This is a genomic window from Affinirhizobium lemnae (assembly GCF_022968395.1).
Lineage (GTDB): Bacteria > Pseudomonadota > Alphaproteobacteria > Rhizobiales > Rhizobiaceae > Neorhizobium > Neorhizobium lemnae.
In genome coordinates this window covers 87,018-107,052 of record NZ_JALJQZ010000012.1, presented here as the reverse complement: position 1 = coordinate 107,052, position 20,035 = coordinate 87,018, and the positions used below count along the sequence as shown (strand labels likewise).

Below are 20,035 nucleotides of genomic sequence, written 5' to 3'. Positions count from 1 at the left end.
GGCGGTTAAGGGCAGGGGCGGCAAAGGTCAAGGCCATTCGGCCCCGGATCACGGTCTTCAAGCTGTGGAAGTGATCAGGCTGGCGTTGCCTTGCCACGATCTGTCGCTATGGTCGCCACAAATCTGAGAACAGGAAGACCCATGGCTGCCAATAACAAGCTCCTCGCCGCGACCATTGCCGCAGAAATCAACGCCCGCCCGGACCAGGCGGCGGCCGCGATTGGCCTGCTGGACGAGGGCGCGACGGTTCCCTTCATCGCGCGCTATCGTAAGGAAGTCACGGGCGGGCTGGATGATACGCAGCTGCGCACGCTCGCGGAACGGCTGGTTTACCTACGCGAGCTGGAAGCCCGCCGCACCTCCATTGTCGAGAGCATCAACTCTCAGGGCAAGATGACGGATGAACTGGCGGTAAAGCTGGCGCGCGCCTTAACCAAGGCAGAGCTGGAAGACCTCTATCTTCCCTACAAGCCGAAGCGTCGCACAAAGGCAGAGATTGCCCGCGAAAAAGGTCTCGGGCCTCTGGCGGAAGCCATCTGGGCAGACCGCTCGGCCGATCCCTCGAAGCTGGCGGAAGCCTATTTCTCGCCCGAGGTTGGCGATGTGAAGGCAGCACTCGAAGGCGCGCGCGACATCGTGGCCGAAACCATTACGGAAAACGCAGACTTACTTGGCCGTCTGCGTCAGCATATGCGCGACAACGCCACCCTGCGGGCCAAGGTGGTGGATGGCAAGCAGGAGGCCGGCGCAAAGTTCTCCGACTATTTCGATCATTCCGAACGCTGGGCCACGACCCCCGGCCATCGTGCGCTTGCAATGCTGCGCGGCTGGAACGAGGAGTTCCTGACGCTGACCATCGATGTCGATCAGGATGATCCGTCACCGATCAAGCCGACCCACCGCATGATCGCCGGTGCCTTCCAGATTGGCGAGAAGGGACCGGCAGACCGCTGGCTGATGGATGTGGCGGGCTGGACCTGGCGCGTGAAGCTGTCCATGTCGCTTTCGCTCGATCTGATGCGCGAACTGCGGGAGCGCTCGGAGGAAGAGGCCATCCGCGTTTTTGCCCGCAATCTGAAGGATCTGCTGCTGGCTGCTCCCGCCGGTTCCCGCGCCACCATGGGGCTCGATCCGGGCATTCGTACTGGCGTGAAAGTGGCCGTGGTGGATGGTACCGGCAAGCTGGTGGAAACGACGACCGTCTACCCGTTCCCGCCGAAGAACGATCTGCGTGGCACGCAGGCCGAACTTGCCAGCCTCATTCGCAAGCACAAGGTAGATCTAATCGCCATCGGCAACGGCACGGGTAGCCGAGAGACGGAAAAGCTGGTGGCGGATATGCTAGCCGCACTTCCGGCGGGTCCAAAGCCCACCAAGGTCATTGTGTCTGAGGCCGGGGCTTCGGTTTATTCCGCGTCTGAACTGGCGGCGACGGAATTCCCCAATCTCGACGTCTCGCTACGTGGCGCTGTCTCCATCGCGCGCCGCCTGCAGGACCCGCTGGCGGAACTCGTCAAGATCGAGCCGAAATCCATCGGTGTCGGCCAGTACCAGCACGATGTGGACCAGGGTAAGCTCTCCCGCTCGCTGGATGCGGTTGTGGAAGACGCCGTGAATGCCGTCGGTGTGGATCTCAATACCGCATCCTCGCCGCTTCTGGCGCGTGTCGCGGGCCTTACGCGCGCGATTGCCGATGCCATTGTCGTTCATCGCGACCAGAACGGACCGTTTGCAAGCCGCAAGGAACTCTTGAAGGTGGCGCGTCTTGGTGCCCGCACCTTCGAACAATGCGCCGGTTTCTTGCGCATTCCCAACGGCAAGGAGCCGCTCGATGCCTCCGCCGTCCACCCGGAAGCCTATGGCGTGGCGAAGAAGATCGTGGCTGCCTGTGGTCGTGACCTTCGCGACCTGATGGGCGACAGCGCCGCCCTGAAACGGCTTGATCCCAAGCAGTTCGTGGATGATCAGTTTGGTCTTCCAACCGTGAAGGATATTCTCGCCGAGCTGGAAAAGCCGGGCCGCGACCCGCGCCCAAGCTTCAAGACGGCCACCTTTGCCGAGGGCGTCAACGAGATCAGCGATCTGAAGGTTGGAATGCTGCTGGAAGGCACGGTCACCAATGTCGCGGCTTTCGGCGCCTTCGTCGATATCGGCGTGCATCAGGATGGCCTCGTCCACGTCTCGCAACTGGCGGATCGCTTCGTGAAGGATCCCCATGAGGTTGTGAAGGCAGGCGATGTGGTGAAAGTGCGCGTGGTGGAAGTGGATGCCAAGCGCAAGCGCATCGGGCTTACCATGCGCAAGGATGGCGGCGAGGCAGCCCCGGCTTCCATGCGGGAAAACCGCAGTCCAGGCGCTGGCAATCCTATGCGCCATGCCCAGGCGAAGCCATCGAAAAGCGAGGGAAGCCAATTGGGCGGTCTCGGTGCCGCCCTGGCCGAAGCGATGAAAAAGCGCTGATAAGCGGCCGTCGTTCGACCTTGGTGGAATATGTATTCAATACGACGTGTTCGGAAAAGCTGGCTGCGACCGAATACCGTGATTACACTCGCCTAGAAATGATCTAGAACATCTCGCCATGAGCACGCCGATTGACGATAGCGGCCGCGTGGCCGACGCAACCTCCAATAATTTTGTCTATCGCGCCCTGCCGCGCTGGCTTTGGCCCTATGCGCAGCTGGCGCGTTGGGATCGGCCGATCGGCTGGCAGTTGCTGATGTGGCCATGCTTCTGGTCCTCCGCATTGGCAGCCAATGCGGATGGCGCGCCGGACGGAGGATTCTCGCTGGAACTCAAGCTTGCGCACCTTATTCTCTTCTTCTTCGGGGCAGTCGCGATGCGGGGTGCTGGCTGCACCTATAATGATCTGGTGGACCACAGAATAGACCTGCAGGTCGTGCGTACCCGTTCGCGTCCGCTGCCATCCGGCCGGGTCTCGCGTCTGCAGGCCAAGGTCTTCATGGTACTTCAGGCGCTTGTCGGGCTCGTCGTTTTGTTGCAATTCAATACATTCACGATCTGGCTGGGTTTCGCCTCGCTGGTAATCGTTGCGATCTATCCCTTTGCGAAAAGGTTTACGGATTGGCCGCAATTTTTCTTAGGTCTGGCGTTTTCCTGGGGTGCCTTGATGGGCTGGGCTGGCGTTTACGGCAGCCTTGGCTGGCCAGTTCTCTGGCTTTACTGCGCAGCCATTCTCTGGACGATAGGCTACGATACGATCTACGCCCATCAGGACAAGGAAGACGATGCGCTGGTTGGCGTCCGGTCAACGGCGCGCCTGTTCGGGGAACATACCAAGATCTGGCTGTCGGCCATTTATGGCGCGGCTTTGCTGTTCTTCATTGCTGCCTTCATGACGGCACACGCTGGCGTGTTCGCCTATCTAGGCTTGCTTGTTGCCGCCGTCATGCTGGCCTGGCAGATCCTGGTGCTGGACATCGATAATCCCGATCAATGCCTGAAGCTTTTCAAGTTCAACAACCGGGTTGGCTTCATTATCTTTGTCGGCCTTGCGGCGGCTCTGGCGCATTATAACGGCAATGCCTTGTGACAATGCCTCAACGAAATCGCCCGGCTGACAGGAAATGTCGGCGCCGGGCGATTTCGATACTGAATTTATTGAAAATCAGCGTCTTGCGATGATTTCCTTGCCTTCGATGCGCATGGCGACCCCCAGGCTGCCGGTCTGGCGGCGAACCAGGAAGCGTGGTCGCCGTGCGGCGAAGTAGGAATGGCGGCGGCGCTGCTTGCTTTCACCAGTCCGAATGTTTCCGAGGTGGTTTTCCAGCGGGCGGGCAATGCCGTCTGCCTCAACCATCAGCATGGGTATGCGGAATGCTTCCGACCAGCTGCGCCAGTCGGCTGCGATATCGCAGAGGTCGTGAGCCACCAGCAGCGGGATGCAGAGATCCGCATCTTCGTGGTGGAGTTCCAGCGTCACGGTGACGTCGCCATTGCCGTGATCGATAGCCCGAGCCGCGACCCCTTTGAAGGCGCGAGCGGGAAGAGCAAAGGAAAGCGGCAGGCCGCTCTCGGGGAGGATCTTGCGCAGGACTGCGCCGCGTTCGTCGATGGTAATGGTGACATCGCCGGCGGCATCATGCAGCCCGTACGTGATCTGCTGGGGAAAGCGCGCCGGGTCGAGCCGCAGCGTTGCACCTGCCCATGTAGGTTTCAGAACCGTATTTGTCATCTCGAATGCTACCCTTGTTTTACCTGAGAGCCGTTTCGGTCATCTCCCGGGACTTTTGTCCTCTGGTGGGCTCAACATAGGCGGGGTACTTGCAGAACGACTTAAAAATCGCGGTTAAGAAATTATAGCGTCCTCAGATGGTTAGCGAATGTAAACTTCTCAAGCTTTCATTTGAATGAATCCAGCAATCCCGTTGCAAGCCTGATACGAAACGCTCAAATACGACAGGTCCAGGCAAGGGAAACGTGACACACTGCGAGAGCAATTCCTTAAGTTTCCGTATGTAATGTGGCGTCTCAAACGTCGCATGAGGGTAAGAGGCCCCGGCAATGGTATCGACCTTTCTCAGCTACGATCTTGTCAACCGCGATCTCTATACGAGTCTCAATCGCGTGGCCAAACAGCCCGAGGTATCGCGAGAGGCAGATTACTACGAAGCTAACATTGCCAAGGTGAAGACTGTCGATGAGTTCATGAAGAACGATCGGCTGTATAACTATGCGATGAAGGCGTTCGGTCTGGGCGAGATGACCTATGCCAAGGCCTTCATGCAGAAGGTTCTGGAAAGCGATCTCAGCGACGAGACGAGCTTTGCCAATCGTCTCAGCGACAGTCGATATCGCCAGTTCGCAGCCGCCTTCAATTTCAATGATACAAGTTCCGCAGTTGCCCAGACCTCCAACCAGATGGATGATGTCATCGGGCTCTATACTGCGACAATGGATGCCAAGGAGGAATCCGTTTCCGTCGAGGCAGGATATTTCAACGCGATGATGGGCACGATCACCAGTGTCGATCAGTTGCTAAGCGACGACCGGCTACGCTCCTATATGTTCACCGCCTACGGTCTGGACCAGACCTATTATTCGCGCGACTTCGTGAAAGGCGTCCTGACAAGCGATACCAGCGATGCGAACAGCTACATCAATCAGAACCTCAAACCTCGCAAGGACGCCCTGACGGCAGAGAATGCGTCGCTCCAAGTGCAGGTCGATGCGGAAACGGATCCGGATAAACGCATTGCGCTTCGCAACAAGATCTTTGCGAACGACAAGACGCTGAGCACAATCGACCAGTATTACAAGTTGGCGGATGCCTTTCAGTTTAATGCGGATGGAACCGTCCCGGCGGGAGGCGCGCAGACGACGGACCAGTCCAAGGCGACGTATGAACTCTACCTCAGCAATCAGACCCGTGTATCCACCACGACCGCGACAAATGAGGATGCCTATTTCAAGTCCAAGATCGGCAACGTCACGAAAGTCGCGGATTTATCGGCGGACAGCCGCCTCTATGCATACATCAGCAAGGCGTTCAATCTGGACGGCGTACTTTGGTCGGATATCGAGACCTCGCTGAAAAGCGATCTGAACGACAAGAACAGCATGGTCTACAAGCTGGCCGAAAAAAAGCCGGGACTTCTGGAATTGGCAAAGGCCTTCAATTTCGCATCGGATGGAACGGTCGCTGCCGGAAGCGCCCAGACGGCCAAGCAGCAGGAGATTACCTCCAGCTACTACTTCAGCCGGTATGACGACACGCAGGACGAAGCCGATGAGCAGGCAGCGCTCCTGTACAAAACGGCGATGACGGGCATCAAATCCGTCGACGACTTCATGGCAAAGCCCAATGCCTACGAGTTTGCACTGAAGGCGGTTGGCCTCGATCCCGCCGATGTCTCAGCCTACACGCTCAAGCAGGTGCTGACGAGCGATCTCAACGATAGCAAAAGCTTCGTCTATACGCTCGGCGACGACCGTTATGTCAAACTCGCCAAGGCGTTCAATTTTGGCAAGGACGGTAATACGACATCGCCTGTCATTGCGCAGACAAGCGCCACGATCACGTCCATCGGTTCAGCCTATACCATTCAGCAGACGCGTCTGTTGAAAGGCGCGGAGCTGACCGCGGCGCAGTCCAAAGCCAAGGAAGAAGTCAGCTATTATTCGAAGCAGATGGTCAAGATCGAGAACGCCTCCGAGTTTCTGGCCGATAGCCGTCTCGTGAACGTGCTTTTGACCTCCTACGGTGTCGATCCGAAGAGCGTGACCAATGATTTCCTCAAACAGGTCTTCAAGTCGGATCTTTCTGATCCCAAGAGCTTCGTAAACCAGCAGAAGAATGGTGTCTGGGCAGAAATGCTGGGCTCGTTCAATTTCGACAAGGATGGAAACATCTCGCGCACTGTGAACACCGGCGTTCAGTCCCAGGGCAAGGTCATAGAGATCGAGAACAAGTATAACCGCCAGACGCTGGAGGAGCAGCAGGGTGAGGCCAATCCAGGCGTTCGCCTGGCACTCTACTTCGAGCGCATGTCGCCGAAGATCACCTCTGCTTATGATATCCTGGGCGATACGGCGCTGCTCGAATTCTTCCGAGTGTCCTATTCTCTGCCAGACAGCTTCAGCAACATGGATGTCGACAAGCAGGCGGCCCTTGTCGAGAAGTATATGAACCTCTCCGACCTCAAGGATAACGAGAAGGTCGCCAAGATGATCAGCAAGTTCACGGCGCTCTACGACCAGCAGAACTCCAGTGCCAGCTCGTCAGCTCTCTCCATCCTGAACGGCAGCGGCGCAGCGTCCGGCATCAGCGCCGACCTCTTGTACTCGCTCTCGCAGCGATAATCCGGTTCAGACGTTGATCACCTTGCCGGGGTTCATGATCCCGGCGGGGTCGAATGCCCGTTTGATGCGGCGCATGAGGTCTATCTCGATGGCTGGACGAATGCTCGCCAGCTCGTCCCGCTTCAACTGACCGATGCCGTGCTCGGCGGAGATCGAGCCGCCCTTTTCCAGAACGATGGCATGGACGATTGCGTTGATCTCGCGCCAGCGGGCAAGAAATGCGGCCTTGTCGGCGCCGACCGGCTGCGAGATGTTGTAGTGAATATTGCCGTCACCCAGATGCCCGAAAGCGCAGATACGCGCACCCGGCATGGCGGTCAGTACGGCCGTCTCAGCTTGTGCCATGAATTCCGGAATGCGCGCCACCGGAACGGAGACGTCGTGCTTGATCGAGCCACCTTCCGGTTTCTGCGCATCCGACATGCTTTCGCGCATGTGCCAGATCGCCTTGGCCTGAGCAACAGAAGCCGCAATGACCGCATCCTCGACAAGGCCCGCCTCAAGCCCCTGTTCCAGAACCTGGTGCACCATGGTTTCCGCTGTCGCGGCTGAATCATTGGTGGAGATATCGATCAGGACATACCACGGGTGAGGGGAGGCGAGTGGATCGCGTACGCCCGGAATATGGCGGGTCGTGAAGTCTATTCCGATACGAGGCATCAGTTCGAAGCCTGTGAGCGCCGTGCCGCACAGGTTGGACGCTTTTTCGAAAAGCTGAAGTGCGGCCTGCGGTGAGGGCACGCCTGCAAACGCCACCTGATGGCCCGCCGGGCGGGGGAATAGCTTCAGAACGGCACCGGTAATGACGCCAAGCGTTCCCTCCGCGCCGATGAAGAGATCGCGCAGGTCGTAGCCGGTATTGTCCTTCTTCAGGCGGCGCAGACCGTCCCAAATTTCGCCGGTCGCCAGGACGACTTCGAGCCCGAGGCAAAGCTGGCGAGTATTGCCATAGGCGAGAACGGCGGTTCCGCCCGCATTGGTGGAGAGATTGCCAGCAATGCGGCATGAGCCTTCGGAGCCAAGCGAAAGCGGAAACAGCCGCCCGACATCCTCCGCAGCCTTCTGGATATCGGCGAGAATGCACCCGCCATCGACCACCATGGTGTTTCCCAACGGATCGATGTCGCGGATGCGATTCATACGCTCGAGAGACAGGATGATGGATTTGCCGTCTTCCGAGGGTGTCTGCCCGCCGACCAGTCCCGTATTGCCCGTCTGCGGCACCACCGGCGTTCCGGTTTCGCTCGCCAGAGCCAGGATCTGGGAGACCTCCTGCGTTGAAGCCGGTTTGACAACCATGGCTGCCCGCCCGTGATAGAGCCCACGGTTCTCGGAAAGGCGGGGCGCCATCTCCTTCTCATCCGTGATGACATTGCTGTCGCCCACGATTGCGGCAAAGCGGGAAAGCAGGTCGGAAGAGGGGAGGCTGTCCATATCGGAAGTTCCTTTACGTGTCTCTCGGTGCAGCAGCCCGCATCAGTCGGTCGTTGATCGCTTCGCCAAGCCCGTGGTCGGGAACAGGGCCAACCGCAATTTTATCAACGCCTGTCGCGTCAGCCTGTTTCAACAGCCCGAACAGATTGGCAGCCGCTTCTGCAAGATCCCCTTCAGGGCTGAGATCGAACACGGCATGCGCCTTCTCGCTTCCCGCTACGGGCTGGCCCGCAAAGCGGATCAGCGCCTCACCGGCCTGCGCATCCACGGCATTGAGCCGCACGAACGCCCCTGGCGCGTAGTGCGAAGCCAGCATTCCGGGCGCCTCGATTGTCGGTGCCGGACCCTCCTGGCGCTCAACCGGATGACCCAGCAGCGCCTCGATCTCCTCTGCCGCAATGCCGCCGGGGCGCAGCAGTCGCACGCGCTCGCCCTCGACGCGGATGATGGTGGATTCGACCCCGACCGGCGCAACGCCACCATCGAGAATGAGGGACAGTTTGTCGCCTAGGTCATCAGCCACATGCTCCGCACTGGTGGGGCTGATCTTGCCTGATGTATTGGCGCTGGGGGCTGCAAGCGGTTTTCCGAAGGCGGCGATCAATTCGCCCGCAAAGCCTTTCGGCACACGCACGCCAACGCTATCGAGGCCGGCGGTTGCCAGTGGATGGATGGGACTTGTGTCCCGAAGCGGCAGAACCAGCGTCAGCGGCCCCGGCCAGAACGCACGGGCAAGCTTTTCCGAAATCGAATCGAACGTGGCATGGTCCTTGGTCATGGCAAGATCTGCCATGTGGCATATCAACGGGTTGAACTGCGGACGCCCCTTGGTCTCGTAGATCGCAGTCACGGCCTTGGGGTTCGTGGCATCCGCCGCCAGGCCGTATACGGTCTCAGTCGGCAAGGCAATCGGCAGCCCTTCGGCAAGCCGTGCCACGCCTTCCTCAAGCGCGCGTTCATGTTCGGAGCGAATGGAAATGATAGTTGCAGCCATGATGATCTGGTGAATAACGCCAAATCCATCGGCCTTGCAAATTCTTTCAGAGCTTGCGGATGATCTCGCGGACCGTTTCGTCCGGCGCACCCAGCACCAGCACGTTCTTCAGCGCCTCCGCCGGATCATTCGTTTTGAACAGCAGCCCATTGCCGCGAATGCTGCGGTCGATCTGCATGCGTCCGTCTTCGGCCTGCTGCATGGCAACGGCAAAATACATGCGCGAGTAGTCGGTACGGATATGCTGGAAAAAGCCTTCGTTCTCGCTGATGTCGGCTACAAAATTGCAGATGTAGAACGACCAGACGATGGGCCTGTTGCGATCGAAGCGCGTCTTGGCTGTGGTAACGTGGCAGTAGCCAAGGTGGGGACGCTCATCCAGCGCCTTGCTGAATATGATCTTCGGAAAGCGGATCAGTTTGTGAACATTGTTGAGACGCTCGTGGGTTGTCTCGCCCGCGGTTGTCAGCTTCTTTTCCGTGCGCTCCGCCACCTCCTCATAGGTCAGATAGCGGCGTTCGTCCGGTAGCCAGTCGCCCTTATCGCGGGAGATGCGGCCCGTGCGCAGGAATTCCGAATGAGAAGCCTTCTTTGGCTGCGGCAACAAAGGCTTGAGCGCCGCCGCATCAAAATAACGGAACTTCCTTTTCTCTTCCACGCCACGCTCTCCGAACCGGTACAGCCAAAAGTTTATTGCACGATCCTTAACGCTGGCTTGCGTGATTGCTGATTTTGATCTCTGTTCTGTTTGCGTCGTCCATTCCCACTTGGAAGCGACGAGACTATGACTTAAACCATTGGATACTTGAGATAGTTTAGCGAATGCGCTCATTGCGACATGTCGTTTTTCCTGTCGTCAATGCGGAACTGCATGTCGCAATGCCCTCTGTCGTGGCTGACCTGCTCTCGGCTATAATTATGGTCGACATTTCGGGGTCAATCCAGATCGACAGGAACGCAAGATGGATATTCGCGAAACCGTGCTGCGCCAGCTGAAGAGCCACCGTGAGGGCTTCAGCCTTGAACAGCCTTTCTACATCGATCAGGATTACTTCCGCCTCGACATGGAAATGATCTGGTATCGCGACTGGCTCTTCATGGGTCATGACTGCGAAATCCCGCGCGCCGGAAACTATTTCACGGCGCAGATCGGCGATTATCCGGTGGTTATCGTGCGCGGTCGCGACAAGATCATTCGTGCCTTCCACAACACCTGTCGCCACCGTGGCCATCGCGTCTGCACGGCACAAAAGGGTGCATCCGCCAAGCTCGTGTGCCCCTATCACCAGTGGACCTACGACCTCGATGGCTCGCTGGTCTTTGCCCGTCAGATGGGCGAGGATTTCGACAAGGCGCAGTTCGGCATGAAACAGGTGCACTGCGAAAGCGTCGGCGGCTACATCTTCATCTGTCTTGCGGATGAAGCGCCGGATTTTTCAGCCGTCCGCCAGACCATCGAGCCTTACATCGCACCGCACCGCCTTTGGGAAAGCAAGGTGGCTTTCGAAAGCACCATTGTCGAGAAGGGCAACTGGAAACTCGTCTGGGAAAACAACCGCGAATGCTACCACTGTGCCGGCAACCATCCGGAACTGTGCCGCACCTATCCCGAAGCCCCGTCCGCAACCGGCGTGCAGGGTGCCGCCGACGATCCGGTCATCTCCGAACACTGGCAGCGTTGCGAGCAGGCAGGCCTTCCCAGCGCCTTCACCATGCATCAGAGCGGCCAGTTCCGCGTGGCGCGCATGCCGCTGATCGAGGATGCCGAAAGCTACACCATGAGCGGCAAGCGGGCCGTGAAGCGTCCGCTCTCCGATGACGTGACGATCTCGCATATCGGCACCATGCTGCTGTTCCACTATCCGACGACCTGGAACCACATGCTGGTAGACCACGCGATTTCGTTCCGTGTCCTACCCCTGTCTGCGGAAGAAACGCAGGTCACCACCAAATGGCTGGTGCACAAGGATGCCGTGGAAGGCGTGGATTACGACCTGCACGAGCTGACACATGTCTGGCAGATGACCAATGATCAGGATCGCTCGATCGTTGAAGAAAACGCCTTCGGCATCCGTTCGCCCGCCTATGAGCCAGGCCCTTATTCGCCCGATCACGAAGGTGGTGTCATGCAGTTCGTCGAGTGGTACACGAACTTCATGACGGAACGCCTGCAGGGCGACCGCGCCAAGCTTTCCGCCGTGGCCTGAGCATCATGACGCCAGTTCATCCCTACAAGCATGTCGATGAGATGCGGCCCTGGTCCGACCGGACGCATCTTCTGGAACTTGTCGCCTGGACGCCGGAAGCGCCGGACGTGATGACGTTCACTTTCAAGCCGGAAAATCCCGGCCATTGGTTCCGTTATCTGCCCGGCCAGTTCGTCACGCTGGAACTTCCGGTGGGGCCGGAACCGATTTTGCGCACCTATACGCTCTCTTCCAGCCCCTCGCGACCCTATACGGTCTCGGTCACGGTGAAGGCGCAGAAGAACTCCATCGGCACGCGCTGGATGTTCGACAATCTGAAGCCCGGCATGAAGCTGCGTGCCATCGGGCCATTGGGGGATTTCTCCTACGTCAAGCACCCGGGCGAGAAGTACCTATTCATCTCCGCCGGATCCGGCATCACGCCCATGATGTCGATGACGCGCGACATGGCCGATCGTACGCCGGATACCGATGTCAGTTTCATCCACTGCGCACGCTCGCCGGATGATATCATCTGCCGCTGGGAACTGGAGTATCTCGCGCGCCACCTGCCGCACTTCCAGCTTGGTTTCATCGTGGAGCAGGTCGGTCGGTCGCAGCTCTGGGCAGGCCTTAAGGGCTTCGTCGACAAGGCAAAGCTTTCGCTGCTGGCGCCCGATTTTCTCGAGCGCACAGTATTCTGCTGCGGACCGGAGCCGTTTATGGCAACGGTACGGGAAAGCCTGAAGAGCGCAGGCTTTGATATGAGCCGCTACCACGAGGAAGCCTTCCAGCCTGTTGCGGCGGAACTGCCCGTGGTGGCTGCAAACGCCGATGGAGAGGTCAAGGCCCACAAGGTTTCCTTCTCGATGTCCGGCAAAGACGGCAAATGCGAACCGGGCTTCACGGTCTTGCAAACGGCCCGCGCCAGTGGTGTGCGGATCGGGGCTGCCTGCGAATCCGGTCTGTGCGGCACCTGCCGCGTCATGCTTCTCTCTGGCGAGGTCGACATGGCACACAACGGCGGTATCCTCGATGAGGAGATCGAGGAGGGCTATATTCTCGCCTGCTGCTCGCGTCCGAAAACGGATGTCGAAGTGGAAGCCTGATCACGCTTTCGTGCCTCTGCTGGCGGAACCTGTCTTCAATGACTGCGTTGGACGGCAAACCAAAAAGCAGAGGAAACCGAAAATGGGTATTTTCACCAGGAAGCTGGCGGTCATGGCAACGGCGCTCGTTGTAACGGTCACCGGCCTTGCCCCGGCTCAGGCCATGCCGTTCGCGCCGGTACAGCAAAAGCAATCGGTGGAAGCACCGGTCGTCAATGTCCAGTTTGACCGCCGATGGGATCGCCGTTATGACCGACGCTGGGACCGTCGCCACGAATATCGCGGCGGCTACTACAACGGTTATCGCGGTTACCGTGAACGCCGCTCGGGCTATCGCTACCATAATGGCTACTGGTTCCCGCTGGCAGCTTTTGCAGCCGGCGCGATTATTGGCGGTGCGACCACGGCACCCCGCGCGGTGGCCCCGGCTGGCGCGTTGAGTTCCCGCCACTACGCCTGGTGCCAGCAGCGCTACAAGACCTACCGTGCTTACGATAACACTTATGTGGCCAATAGCGCGGGCGAGCGCCGCTATTGCAACTCGCCTTATTGATCTGCAACGACAACAATTGAAAAAGGCCCGGACTGCGCGACAGTCCGGGCCTTTTGCTGGAAATCTGAAGAAATTGTTAATGAGCGGTTCAGCTTCCGGTTTGTAAGCTTTCTCCAATCGGATTACACTCAAGTTGAACCCGGACAAGCTCCATCGTGAGGGGTTCAACACCTTCCAGATGATCGTTTCGGGTTGGAGACTGGATATGACAAGTTTGATGAAAAAAATCGCACTTCTCGGAGTGTCTGCTGCGGTTCTGGCGACCTCATTCCTGCCCGCCGAAGCGATGCCCCTGACCGCACGTCCGGAAGTGAAAAGCGATGTGCAGACCGTGCAGTACTGGCGCGAACGCGATTACTATGGCGGCCATCGTGACGGATATTACGGTGGCTATCGCGGCCATCGCGAGCGACGGGATGGCTACCGCTATCACAATGGCTACTGGTTCCCGCTCGCAGCCTTTGCAGCAGGTGCCCTGATCGGTGGGGCGGTTGCCGCTCAGCCGCGCTATGTGGCTCCGGCTCCACGCTATGTCGCTCCGGCGCGTTCCGGCATCAATCCGCGCCATTACGAATATTGCGCGGCGCGCTACCGGTCGTATGATAGCTACAGCAACACCTTCCAGCCCAATCACGGACCGCGCCAGCAGTGCTATTCTCCGTTCTATTGAGCAATTGAATTGTGAAGATTGCAAAGCCGTCCCTAGGGGCGGCTTTTCTGCTTCACAATATCCTTGCTCGCCGCAGTATCCACCAGGCGCAAAGCACGGATAGCACAATGAAGCCGAAGGCCAGCGTGGTGCCACCAACGCCATGGGCAAACGGCAGGTCTGAGGTATTCATCCCGAAAAAGCCGGTGACAAGCGAGGGTGGCAGCAGGAAGGCTGTCATCAGCGACAGGATGTAAAGGTGCCGGTTCGTCTCGGAGGAGAGCTTCGAGTCGATTTCCTCGTGCAGCAAGCGCGCGCGCTCCTGTAGCGCATAGACATCGTAATCCACCGATTCCAGTCGCGCCATCAAACGGCTGGCCGTATCGTCAAAGCCGGGCGGCATCTCGTCCTCGTCGGAGGCGCTGGCGCGGCGCATGAGGGTGAGAATGGTGCGAAGATGTCGATGCAGGCGTACGATGGTCCGGCGAACCGGCGCCAGTCTGCGGCGCTCGTCCCGCGCATCCACATCATAGACGATATCCTCGATCTGGTTCAGTTCTTCCGTCAGTTCCATGACGAGCGAAATCAGCGTGCGCTGGAATTCGATGACGATCAGCTCGAAGATGTCGATGGGCTGACGGCAACGTCCCGGATTCTTCTCAAGGCTTGCCCGCACACGGTCGATGGAGCGCAGCGGTTGCAGCCGCGTCGTGATGATCATCCGATCGACGACAGCGAAATGCAGCCAGCCTATATCCCGCGTCTCGCTGTCGAACTCGCGCTGAAAATCCACCAGTGTTCCGTAGATCTTCTGCTCGTCCAGCGTGATGGAGGCATGCGTTTCGTGCGTGGTCAAAGCTGCAACGACATCCGGCGGGACAGTGCCAAGGCTCTCGAGAAATGCTGGAACGCGCTGATCTGCAAGGCTCATATGCAGCCATACGAAACCGTCGAGCGGCAGCGTGATCTGATCTTGCGTGGCATCTGCTGGAAGGCGCATGCACGAGCGCTCTTCCCGCTGACATTGATAGGCCCATACCATGCCCGGAATGCTCGGTCCTGAGAGAGTAATCGTCACCCGGAACCTCTTGGATTGGGCGTAACAAGGGGGTTGGCCGTCTATAAAGAATGCTTGCTCCACCCGCCGTAATGAAGCTTCGCAACAGTTTTGTGACAGCGCTCTCCAGTGCGATCACGAGGGTCACCGCGAACGGGAGATTGACAAGTCATCTTACGTTTACGTAAAAAGCAGGTAGGAGACGCCGCGCCACGCGCAGCGGCATGAGGATTTTTGCGAGGAGACGCGCCATGTACAAGGCCCCGGTCGAAGATATTGCCTTCACACTCAACCATGTTGCAGGCCTGAAAGGCGCAATTGCCGACGGCAGGCTTGGCGATCTCAGTGATGATCTCGTCGATGCGATTCTGCTGGAAGCGGGCCGCTTCGCGTCCGATGAAATGGCGCCTCTTGGTCCGGTGGGCGACAAGGAAGGTGCTCGCCTTGTGGATGGCAAGGTCATCGTGCCTACGGGCTGGGACAAGCTGTACCAGGATTGGGCGGCCGGTGGCTGGAACTCCCTGACCTCTGACCCGGATTTTGGCGGCCAGGGCCTGCCGCATATGCTTAATGTCGCGGCGCTGGAAATGTGGAACGGCGGCTCCATGGGCTTCACGCTCGGGCCGACGCTGACCATGGGTGCAGTTGACGCCTTGTCTGCGCATGGATCGGACGCTCTCAAGGCGCAGTATCTTCCGAAAATGGTGTCCGGCGAATGGATGGCCACGATGAACCTGACGGAGCCGCATGCCGGTTCCGATCTCGGCGTCATGAAAAGTCGGGCCGAGCGCAGGGACGATGGCACCTACAGGATTTTCGGCCAGAAGATCTATATCACTTGGGGCGAACATGATGTGACCGAGAACATTATCCATCTGGTTCTCGCCCGTCTTCCGGATGCGCCGGCCGGCACGCGCGGCATCTCGCTGTTTCTCGTGCCGAAGTTTCTGCTCAATGCCGATGGCACGCTCGGCGCACGCAACGATCTGCACTGCCATTCCCTGGAGCACAAGCTCGGCATTCATGGCTCGCCAACCTGTACCATGATCTATGGTGACGGAAAGTTCGGCAACGAACCGGGTGCGATCGGCTATTTGATCGGTGAGGAGAACAAAGGTCTCGCCTGCATGTTCACCATGATGAACAATGCGCGTCTGGCGGTGGGAATGCAGGGGGTCGCGATCTGCGAAGCCGCCACCCAGAAGGCTGTCCAATATGCCAAGGACCGCACGCAGGGCAAAGCGCCCGGCTGGTCCGGTTCGGGCATGAGCCCGATCATCGAGCATCCTGACGTGGCGCGCATGCTGGTGACGATGAAGGCCCTGACCCAAGGCTCTCGTGCCATCTGCTATTCCTGCGCCCATGCAACGGACCTCAGCCACCATGGCGACGCAGACGAGGCGCGTCATTGGGCCGAACGGGCGGCACTTCTGACGCCCATTGCAAAAAGCTTCGCGACCGATGCGGGCGTCGATGTAGCGTCACTCGGCATTCAGGTGCATGGTGGCATGGGCTTTATCGAGGAAACCGGTGCCGCCCGCCTGTGGCGCGACAGCCGCATCGCGCCGATCTATGAGGGAACGAACGGCATTCAGGCCGCCGATCTGGTAACCCGCAAGCTGCCGCTGTCCAATGGCGACCACGTGCGCGGCTTCATTGCCGAACTGAAGGAGATCGCAGAACAGGTGCGCGCTTCCAATCTCGAAGCTTTCGGCGAAACGGCGGCTCGTCTTTCGTCCAGCCTCGCAGATCTCGAAGAAACCACGGAGTGGCTGCTGGCAAGGCTCGCCGCGGGAGATTCGGCCTCGGCGCTTGCAGGAGCCACGCCCTACCAGCGTCTCTTCGGGCTTGCGCTGACAGGCATCTATCTCGCCAAGGGCGCTCTTGCGGAAGAGGATCATGGTCGCGAACAGCGTCTTTCGCTTTGCAGGTTCACGGCAGAAAACCTGATTGCGGAAACCGCCGCACTGAAGGATCGCGTCATCAATGGCGCAGCCAGCCTTCAGGCAGCCCGCGCCGTGCTTGCTTAATCCGTTCGAGGAAGAGGACCAATCATGACCGACCATATTCTGATCGAGCGGCCGGAAGCCTTTCCCGGTGTTTTCGTCATACGTTTGAACCGGCCCGAGAAGAAGAACGCCATCACGTCGGACATGTATCGCAAGATGGTCATGGCCCTCCATGAGGCGGGCCATGATTCATCCATCCGTGCCGTGGTCTTCCTGGGCTCCGAGGGATGCTTTTCCGCCGGTAACGACATGGGTGATTTTCTTACCTATGCCATGTCGGGAACGAAGGAGCCTCCGGCTGCCGTCGATTTTCTTAAAGTTCTGGCAAGCTTCGGCAAGCCACTGGTCTCGGGCGTGGATGGTCTTGCCATCGGCATCGGCACCACGCTGCACCTGCATTGCGACCTGACCGTCGCCTCCACGCGCAGCCAGTTCCGCACGCCTTTCACGGATCTGGCCCTGGTGCCTGAAGCGGCATCCAGCCTGCTGGTTCCCCGCATCATGGGTCATCAGCGCGCATTCGCCATGCTGGCCGTCGGTAAACCGTTCTCGGCCGAACAGGCTCAGGCGGCAGGCCTGATCTGGGACGTCGTGGAGCCGCAGCAACTGGAGGCGGAAACGCTTGCGCTGGCGGCCTCGATCGCGGCAAAGCCTGTCAATGCCGTCCGGATTGCTCGCAACCTCGTTCGGGGCGATGCGGAAGAAGTGCTGACGCGCATTGATGCGGAAATGGTGCATTTCGAGGCGCAACTGCGGAGTCAGGAAGCACGGGCAGCCTTCGAAGCCTTCATGAAGCGCTGATGCGGAGGCGGTTGGGCAAGCGCAACTTGCCCAATTGTAATTCAAGTATTACAAGATCGGCTTCTTTTCAGCTTTGACATTTGTCACATTCATAAAGTGAATGTTGTTGCGATACTCGTCCACTCGGTATCGCCGGAAGTCTGCTGGCTTAAAATGTTCTTAAAACTTTTACTGAATATTTGTAGTCGAGAGCACGCCTCAGTTAGTGGCCCCGACATGATATCGGGCCTTCCTCGCTGAACGAGATATTTTACATTTGGTAAGCAGGTGCGTTCCTTCTGATCGAGGGGCGTGAACCGATGCCGTGCAAAAAGAACAGAAGAAGGCGCCGGGATGCTCAAAAATTCCAAACTCATGACGCGCATACTTGTAGCCGCCACCTCCGTTGTTGTCGTCGCTTTGGGCAGTTTTGCCTATTATGGCGATCGCGTTCAGTCCCGGTTGCTGCACGATGCCATCCAGCAGAAAGTGGATGTCGCCGGAAAGCTGGCAGGCGAGAGTATGACCAACTGGCTCAACGCCAACATTCGCCTAACGGAGATGATCGCATCCGCTGCGGAAAAGCTTTCCACACCGGACGAGATCCGCTCCATGTTGCAAAACGAGGCCCTCAAGGGCTTCAACAGCTCCTATGTGGGTAATGAGCAGGGCGTCTTCACCAACTGGCCACAGAAATCCGTGCCTGCCGATTACGATCCCCGCAAGCGCCCCTGGTACAAGGCAGCTTTAGCTGCCAACGCGACCATTCTGACCGAGCCCTACATGTCGGCTTCCGACCATGAACTGACCATCACGTCCGCAGCACCCATCCGCAAGGATGGCAAGATCATTGCGATCGCCGGCAGTGACTTTCCGCTGAAGACGCTGGTTAACCAGATCAAATCACTGGACTTCGATGGTGTGGGCCATGCCTTCCTGATGAATGATGCGGGCAAGATCCTGCTGCATCCGAACGCGGATCTCATCAACAAGTCCCTGACGGATATTCTGCCTTCCGTGAAAGAGCGAACCTCCAGGCTTGCCGAGGCAGACCTTAACGGCAAGCCGGTTCTGGTCAGCTTTATCGCAGTGCAGGGTTTGCCCAACGTGAAATGGCAGCTTGGCTTCGTGTTGGACAAGGATGTGGTTTATGCATCGCTGGTCGACGCGCGACTTGGCGGCGCCGTCGCGACTCTGCTGGCGGTTCTGCTCATGACAGGCATGCTGGGTTATGTCATCTCCCGCGTGGTGGTCCGTCCTGTCACGGCTATGACGGCTAGTATGGATAAACTCGCAGCGGGTAATTTGTCTGTCGAAATTCCGGGTACGGAGCGCCAGGATGAAATTGGCCGAATGGCGGCAGCTGTCGCGGTGTTCCGAAACAGCATGATGGAACAGTCTCGTCTCGAAAAGGAAGCGGAAGAGAACCGCTCCCTCACCGAGGAAGAGCGGCTGCAGCGTGAAGTCGCGAAGGCCCGTGAGGCGGAACAGATCGCCTTCGTCGTCAACTCGCTTGCCACATCGCTCGGTCAACTCGCGAATGGCGATCTGACCTGTCGGATCAATACTCCTTTTACAGGCGATCTCGATCGCTTGCGCAATGATTTCAACGAAGCCGTTGAACGCCTGAACGATGCCATGGCAACAGTTGGCCGCAATGCGCGCGCCATTGACAACGGTGCAGCTGAAATCCGTTCCGCCGCAGATAACCTCGCACGGCGTACCGAGCAGCAGGCGGCTTCGGTCGAGGAAACGGCAGCGGCGCTTGAGGAAATCACCACCACTGTGAAGGATAGTGCGCGCCGGGCAGAAGAAGTCGGTCATCTGGTCACGCGCGCTCGCTCCGGTGCAGAAAAGTCCGGTGAAGTTGTGCAGCGTGCCGTCGAGGCCATGCAGAACATCGAGAAGTCGTCCGAGGCAATTTCCAGCATCATCGGCGTTATCGATGAAATCGCGTTCCAGACCAATCTGTTGGCCCTGAACGCCGGTGTCGAGGCTGCCCGTGCAGGCGAGGCAGGCAAGGGCTTTGCGGTCGTCGCACAGGAAGTGCGCGAACTGGCCCAGCGCTCGGCCACGGCTGCACGCGAAATCAAGGCCTTGATCAGTACGTCCGGGGATCAGGTGCGCGGTGGCGTCGATCTCGTCAATCAGACGGGCGAGGCGCTTGCCGTCATCGTCAGGGAGGTGCAAGAGATCAATACGCATATCCACGCGATTGTGACCGCCTCGCGTGAACAGTCTACTGGCCTTCAGGAGATCAACACTGCTGTCAACACCATGGATCAGGGAACGCAGCAGAACGCTGCCATGGTCGAGGAGCAGACGGCGGCAAGCCATGGACTTGCCAGCGAGGCCGCGACATTGAACAGCCTCATTGCGCAATTCCGTATCGACGATCGCCAGGCGTCAACCGGTTATTCGCGCCGCGCTGCATAACCTGCTGTT

General features: G+C 58.7%; 15 protein-coding genes. 10 read left to right on the top strand and 5 right to left on the bottom strand.

The features are described 5' to 3' along the window. The first annotated feature begins 141 nt into the window (after positions 1 to 141). Both MUU53_RS10345 and ubiA read left to right on the top strand, forming a co-directional pair. Positions 142 to 2,460 (top strand): Tex family protein, encoded by a 2,319-nt coding sequence (locus MUU53_RS10345; RefSeq protein WP_247260833.1) that lies wholly within the window; start codon positions 142 to 144, stop codon positions 2,458 to 2,460. A 118-nt stretch (positions 2,461 to 2,578) separates the two neighbouring features. Further along, positions 2,579 to 3,550: a 4-hydroxybenzoate octaprenyltransferase gene (gene ubiA / locus MUU53_RS10340; RefSeq protein ID WP_247260832.1), complete on the top strand. Its 972-nt coding sequence runs from the start codon at positions 2,579 to 2,581 to the stop codon at positions 3,548 to 3,550. Positions 3,551 to 3,625: 75 nt separating this feature from the next. Here ubiA and MUU53_RS10335 read toward each other — a convergent pair whose 3' ends face one another. Continuing rightward, entirely contained in the window at positions 3,626 to 4,192 is a 567-nt protein-coding gene (locus tag MUU53_RS10335; protein ID WP_247260831.1) for a DUF6101 family protein, read from the bottom strand. Between the two features lie 329 nt (positions 4,193 to 4,521). Between MUU53_RS10335 and MUU53_RS10330 the strand changes: the two genes are divergently transcribed. Continuing rightward, the gene (locus MUU53_RS10330; RefSeq protein WP_247260830.1) at positions 4,522 to 6,819 is read left to right on the top strand and encodes a DUF1217 domain-containing protein; all 2,298 of its coding nucleotides are present in this window, start codon (positions 4,522 to 4,524) and stop codon (positions 6,817 to 6,819) included. A gap of 6 nt (positions 6,820 to 6,825) precedes the next feature. Here the strand turns inward: MUU53_RS10330 and MUU53_RS10325 are convergent, their stop codons facing one another. From MUU53_RS10325 to MUU53_RS10315, 3 genes are read right to left on the bottom strand one after another with little or no spacing between them, the layout of a single operon-like run. Beyond that, the gene (locus tag MUU53_RS10325; protein WP_247260829.1) at positions 6,826 to 8,253 is read right to left on the bottom strand and encodes an FAD-binding oxidoreductase; all 1,428 of its coding nucleotides are present in this window, start codon (positions 8,251 to 8,253) and stop codon (positions 6,826 to 6,828) included. Between the two features lie 13 nt (positions 8,254 to 8,266). Beyond that, positions 8,267 to 9,247, bottom strand: coding sequence for an L-threonylcarbamoyladenylate synthase (locus MUU53_RS10320; protein WP_247260828.1), 981 nt, complete (start codon positions 9,245 to 9,247; stop codon positions 8,267 to 8,269). Between the two features lie 46 nt (positions 9,248 to 9,293). Further along, the gene (locus MUU53_RS10315) at positions 9,294 to 9,905 is read right to left on the bottom strand and encodes a DUF6656 family protein (protein WP_247260827.1); all 612 of its coding nucleotides are present in this window, start codon (positions 9,903 to 9,905) and stop codon (positions 9,294 to 9,296) included. Between the two features lie 304 nt (positions 9,906 to 10,209). Between MUU53_RS10315 and MUU53_RS10310 the strand changes: the two genes are divergently transcribed. The 4 genes from MUU53_RS10310 (at position 10,210) to MUU53_RS10295 (ending at position 13,765) form a co-directional block, all read left to right on the top strand. Continuing rightward, a complete protein-coding gene (locus tag MUU53_RS10310; protein WP_247260826.1) occupies positions 10,210 to 11,454 on the top strand; it encodes an aromatic ring-hydroxylating oxygenase subunit alpha in 1,245 nt (414 codons plus the stop codon). 5 nt (positions 11,455 to 11,459) lie between these two features. Continuing rightward, a complete protein-coding gene (locus MUU53_RS10305; RefSeq protein WP_281435078.1) occupies positions 11,460 to 12,542 on the top strand; it encodes an FAD-binding oxidoreductase in 1,083 nt (360 codons plus the stop codon). Positions 12,543 to 12,624: 82 nt separating this feature from the next. Continuing rightward, entirely contained in the window at positions 12,625 to 13,095 is a 471-nt protein-coding gene (locus tag MUU53_RS10300) for a BA14K family protein (RefSeq protein WP_247260825.1), read from the top strand. Positions 13,096 to 13,300: 205 nt separating this feature from the next. Further along, positions 13,301 to 13,765 carry a BA14K family protein gene (locus tag MUU53_RS10295; protein WP_062553260.1) on the top strand — a complete coding sequence of 155 codons (465 nt, stop codon included), beginning with the start codon at positions 13,301 to 13,303 and terminating at the stop codon, positions 13,763 to 13,765. 52 nt (positions 13,766 to 13,817) lie between these two features. Here MUU53_RS10295 and MUU53_RS10290 read toward each other — a convergent pair whose 3' ends face one another. Beyond that, positions 13,818 to 14,816, bottom strand: a complete 999-nt coding sequence (locus tag MUU53_RS10290) for a transporter (RefSeq protein ID WP_377307204.1) — start codon at positions 14,814 to 14,816, stop codon at positions 13,818 to 13,820. A 236-nt stretch (positions 14,817 to 15,052) separates the two neighbouring features. Between MUU53_RS10290 and MUU53_RS10285 the strand changes: the two genes are divergently transcribed. The 3 genes from MUU53_RS10285 (at position 15,053) to MUU53_RS10275 (ending at position 20,026) form a co-directional block, all read left to right on the top strand. Further along, positions 15,053 to 16,831 carry an acyl-CoA dehydrogenase family protein gene (locus MUU53_RS10285; RefSeq protein ID WP_247260824.1) on the top strand — a complete coding sequence of 593 codons (1,779 nt, stop codon included), beginning with the start codon at positions 15,053 to 15,055 and terminating at the stop codon, positions 16,829 to 16,831. Positions 16,832 to 16,855: 24 nt separating this feature from the next. Next, positions 16,856 to 17,611, top strand: coding sequence for a crotonase/enoyl-CoA hydratase family protein (locus MUU53_RS10280; protein ID WP_062553055.1), 756 nt, complete (start codon positions 16,856 to 16,858; stop codon positions 17,609 to 17,611). A gap of 333 nt (positions 17,612 to 17,944) precedes the next feature. After that, positions 17,945 to 20,026: a methyl-accepting chemotaxis protein gene (locus MUU53_RS10275; protein WP_247260823.1), complete on the top strand. Its 2,082-nt coding sequence runs from the start codon at positions 17,945 to 17,947 to the stop codon at positions 20,024 to 20,026. The last annotated feature ends 9 nt before the right edge of the window (positions 20,027 to 20,035 follow it).

Coding starts and splice junctions, on each gene's coding strand:
- MUU53_RS10345 (WP_247260833.1), top strand. CDS start 142: ATGGCTGCCAATAACAAGCTCCTCGCCGCGACCATTGCCGCAGAAATC.
- ubiA (WP_247260832.1), top strand. CDS start 2,579: ATGAGCACGCCGATTGACGATAGCGGCCGCGTGGCCGACGCAACCTCC.
- MUU53_RS10335 (WP_247260831.1), bottom strand. CDS start 4,192: ATGACAAATACGGTTCTGAAACCTACATGGGCAGGTGCAACGCTGCGG.
- MUU53_RS10330 (WP_247260830.1), top strand. CDS start 4,522: ATGGTATCGACCTTTCTCAGCTACGATCTTGTCAACCGCGATCTCTAT.
- MUU53_RS10325 (WP_247260829.1), bottom strand. CDS start 8,253: ATGGACAGCCTCCCCTCTTCCGACCTGCTTTCCCGCTTTGCCGCAATC.
- MUU53_RS10320 (WP_247260828.1), bottom strand. CDS start 9,247: ATGGCTGCAACTATCATTTCCATTCGCTCCGAACATGAACGCGCGCTT.
- MUU53_RS10310 (WP_247260826.1), top strand. CDS start 10,210: ATGGATATTCGCGAAACCGTGCTGCGCCAGCTGAAGAGCCACCGTGAG.
- MUU53_RS10305 (WP_281435078.1), top strand. CDS start 11,460: ATGACGCCAGTTCATCCCTACAAGCATGTCGATGAGATGCGGCCCTGG.
- MUU53_RS10300 (WP_247260825.1), top strand. CDS start 12,625: ATGGGTATTTTCACCAGGAAGCTGGCGGTCATGGCAACGGCGCTCGTT.
- MUU53_RS10295 (WP_062553260.1), top strand. CDS start 13,301: ATGACAAGTTTGATGAAAAAAATCGCACTTCTCGGAGTGTCTGCTGCG.
- MUU53_RS10285 (WP_247260824.1), top strand. CDS start 15,053: ATGTACAAGGCCCCGGTCGAAGATATTGCCTTCACACTCAACCATGTT.
- MUU53_RS10280 (WP_062553055.1), top strand. CDS start 16,856: ATGACCGACCATATTCTGATCGAGCGGCCGGAAGCCTTTCCCGGTGTT.
- MUU53_RS10275 (WP_247260823.1), top strand. CDS start 17,945: ATGCTCAAAAATTCCAAACTCATGACGCGCATACTTGTAGCCGCCACC.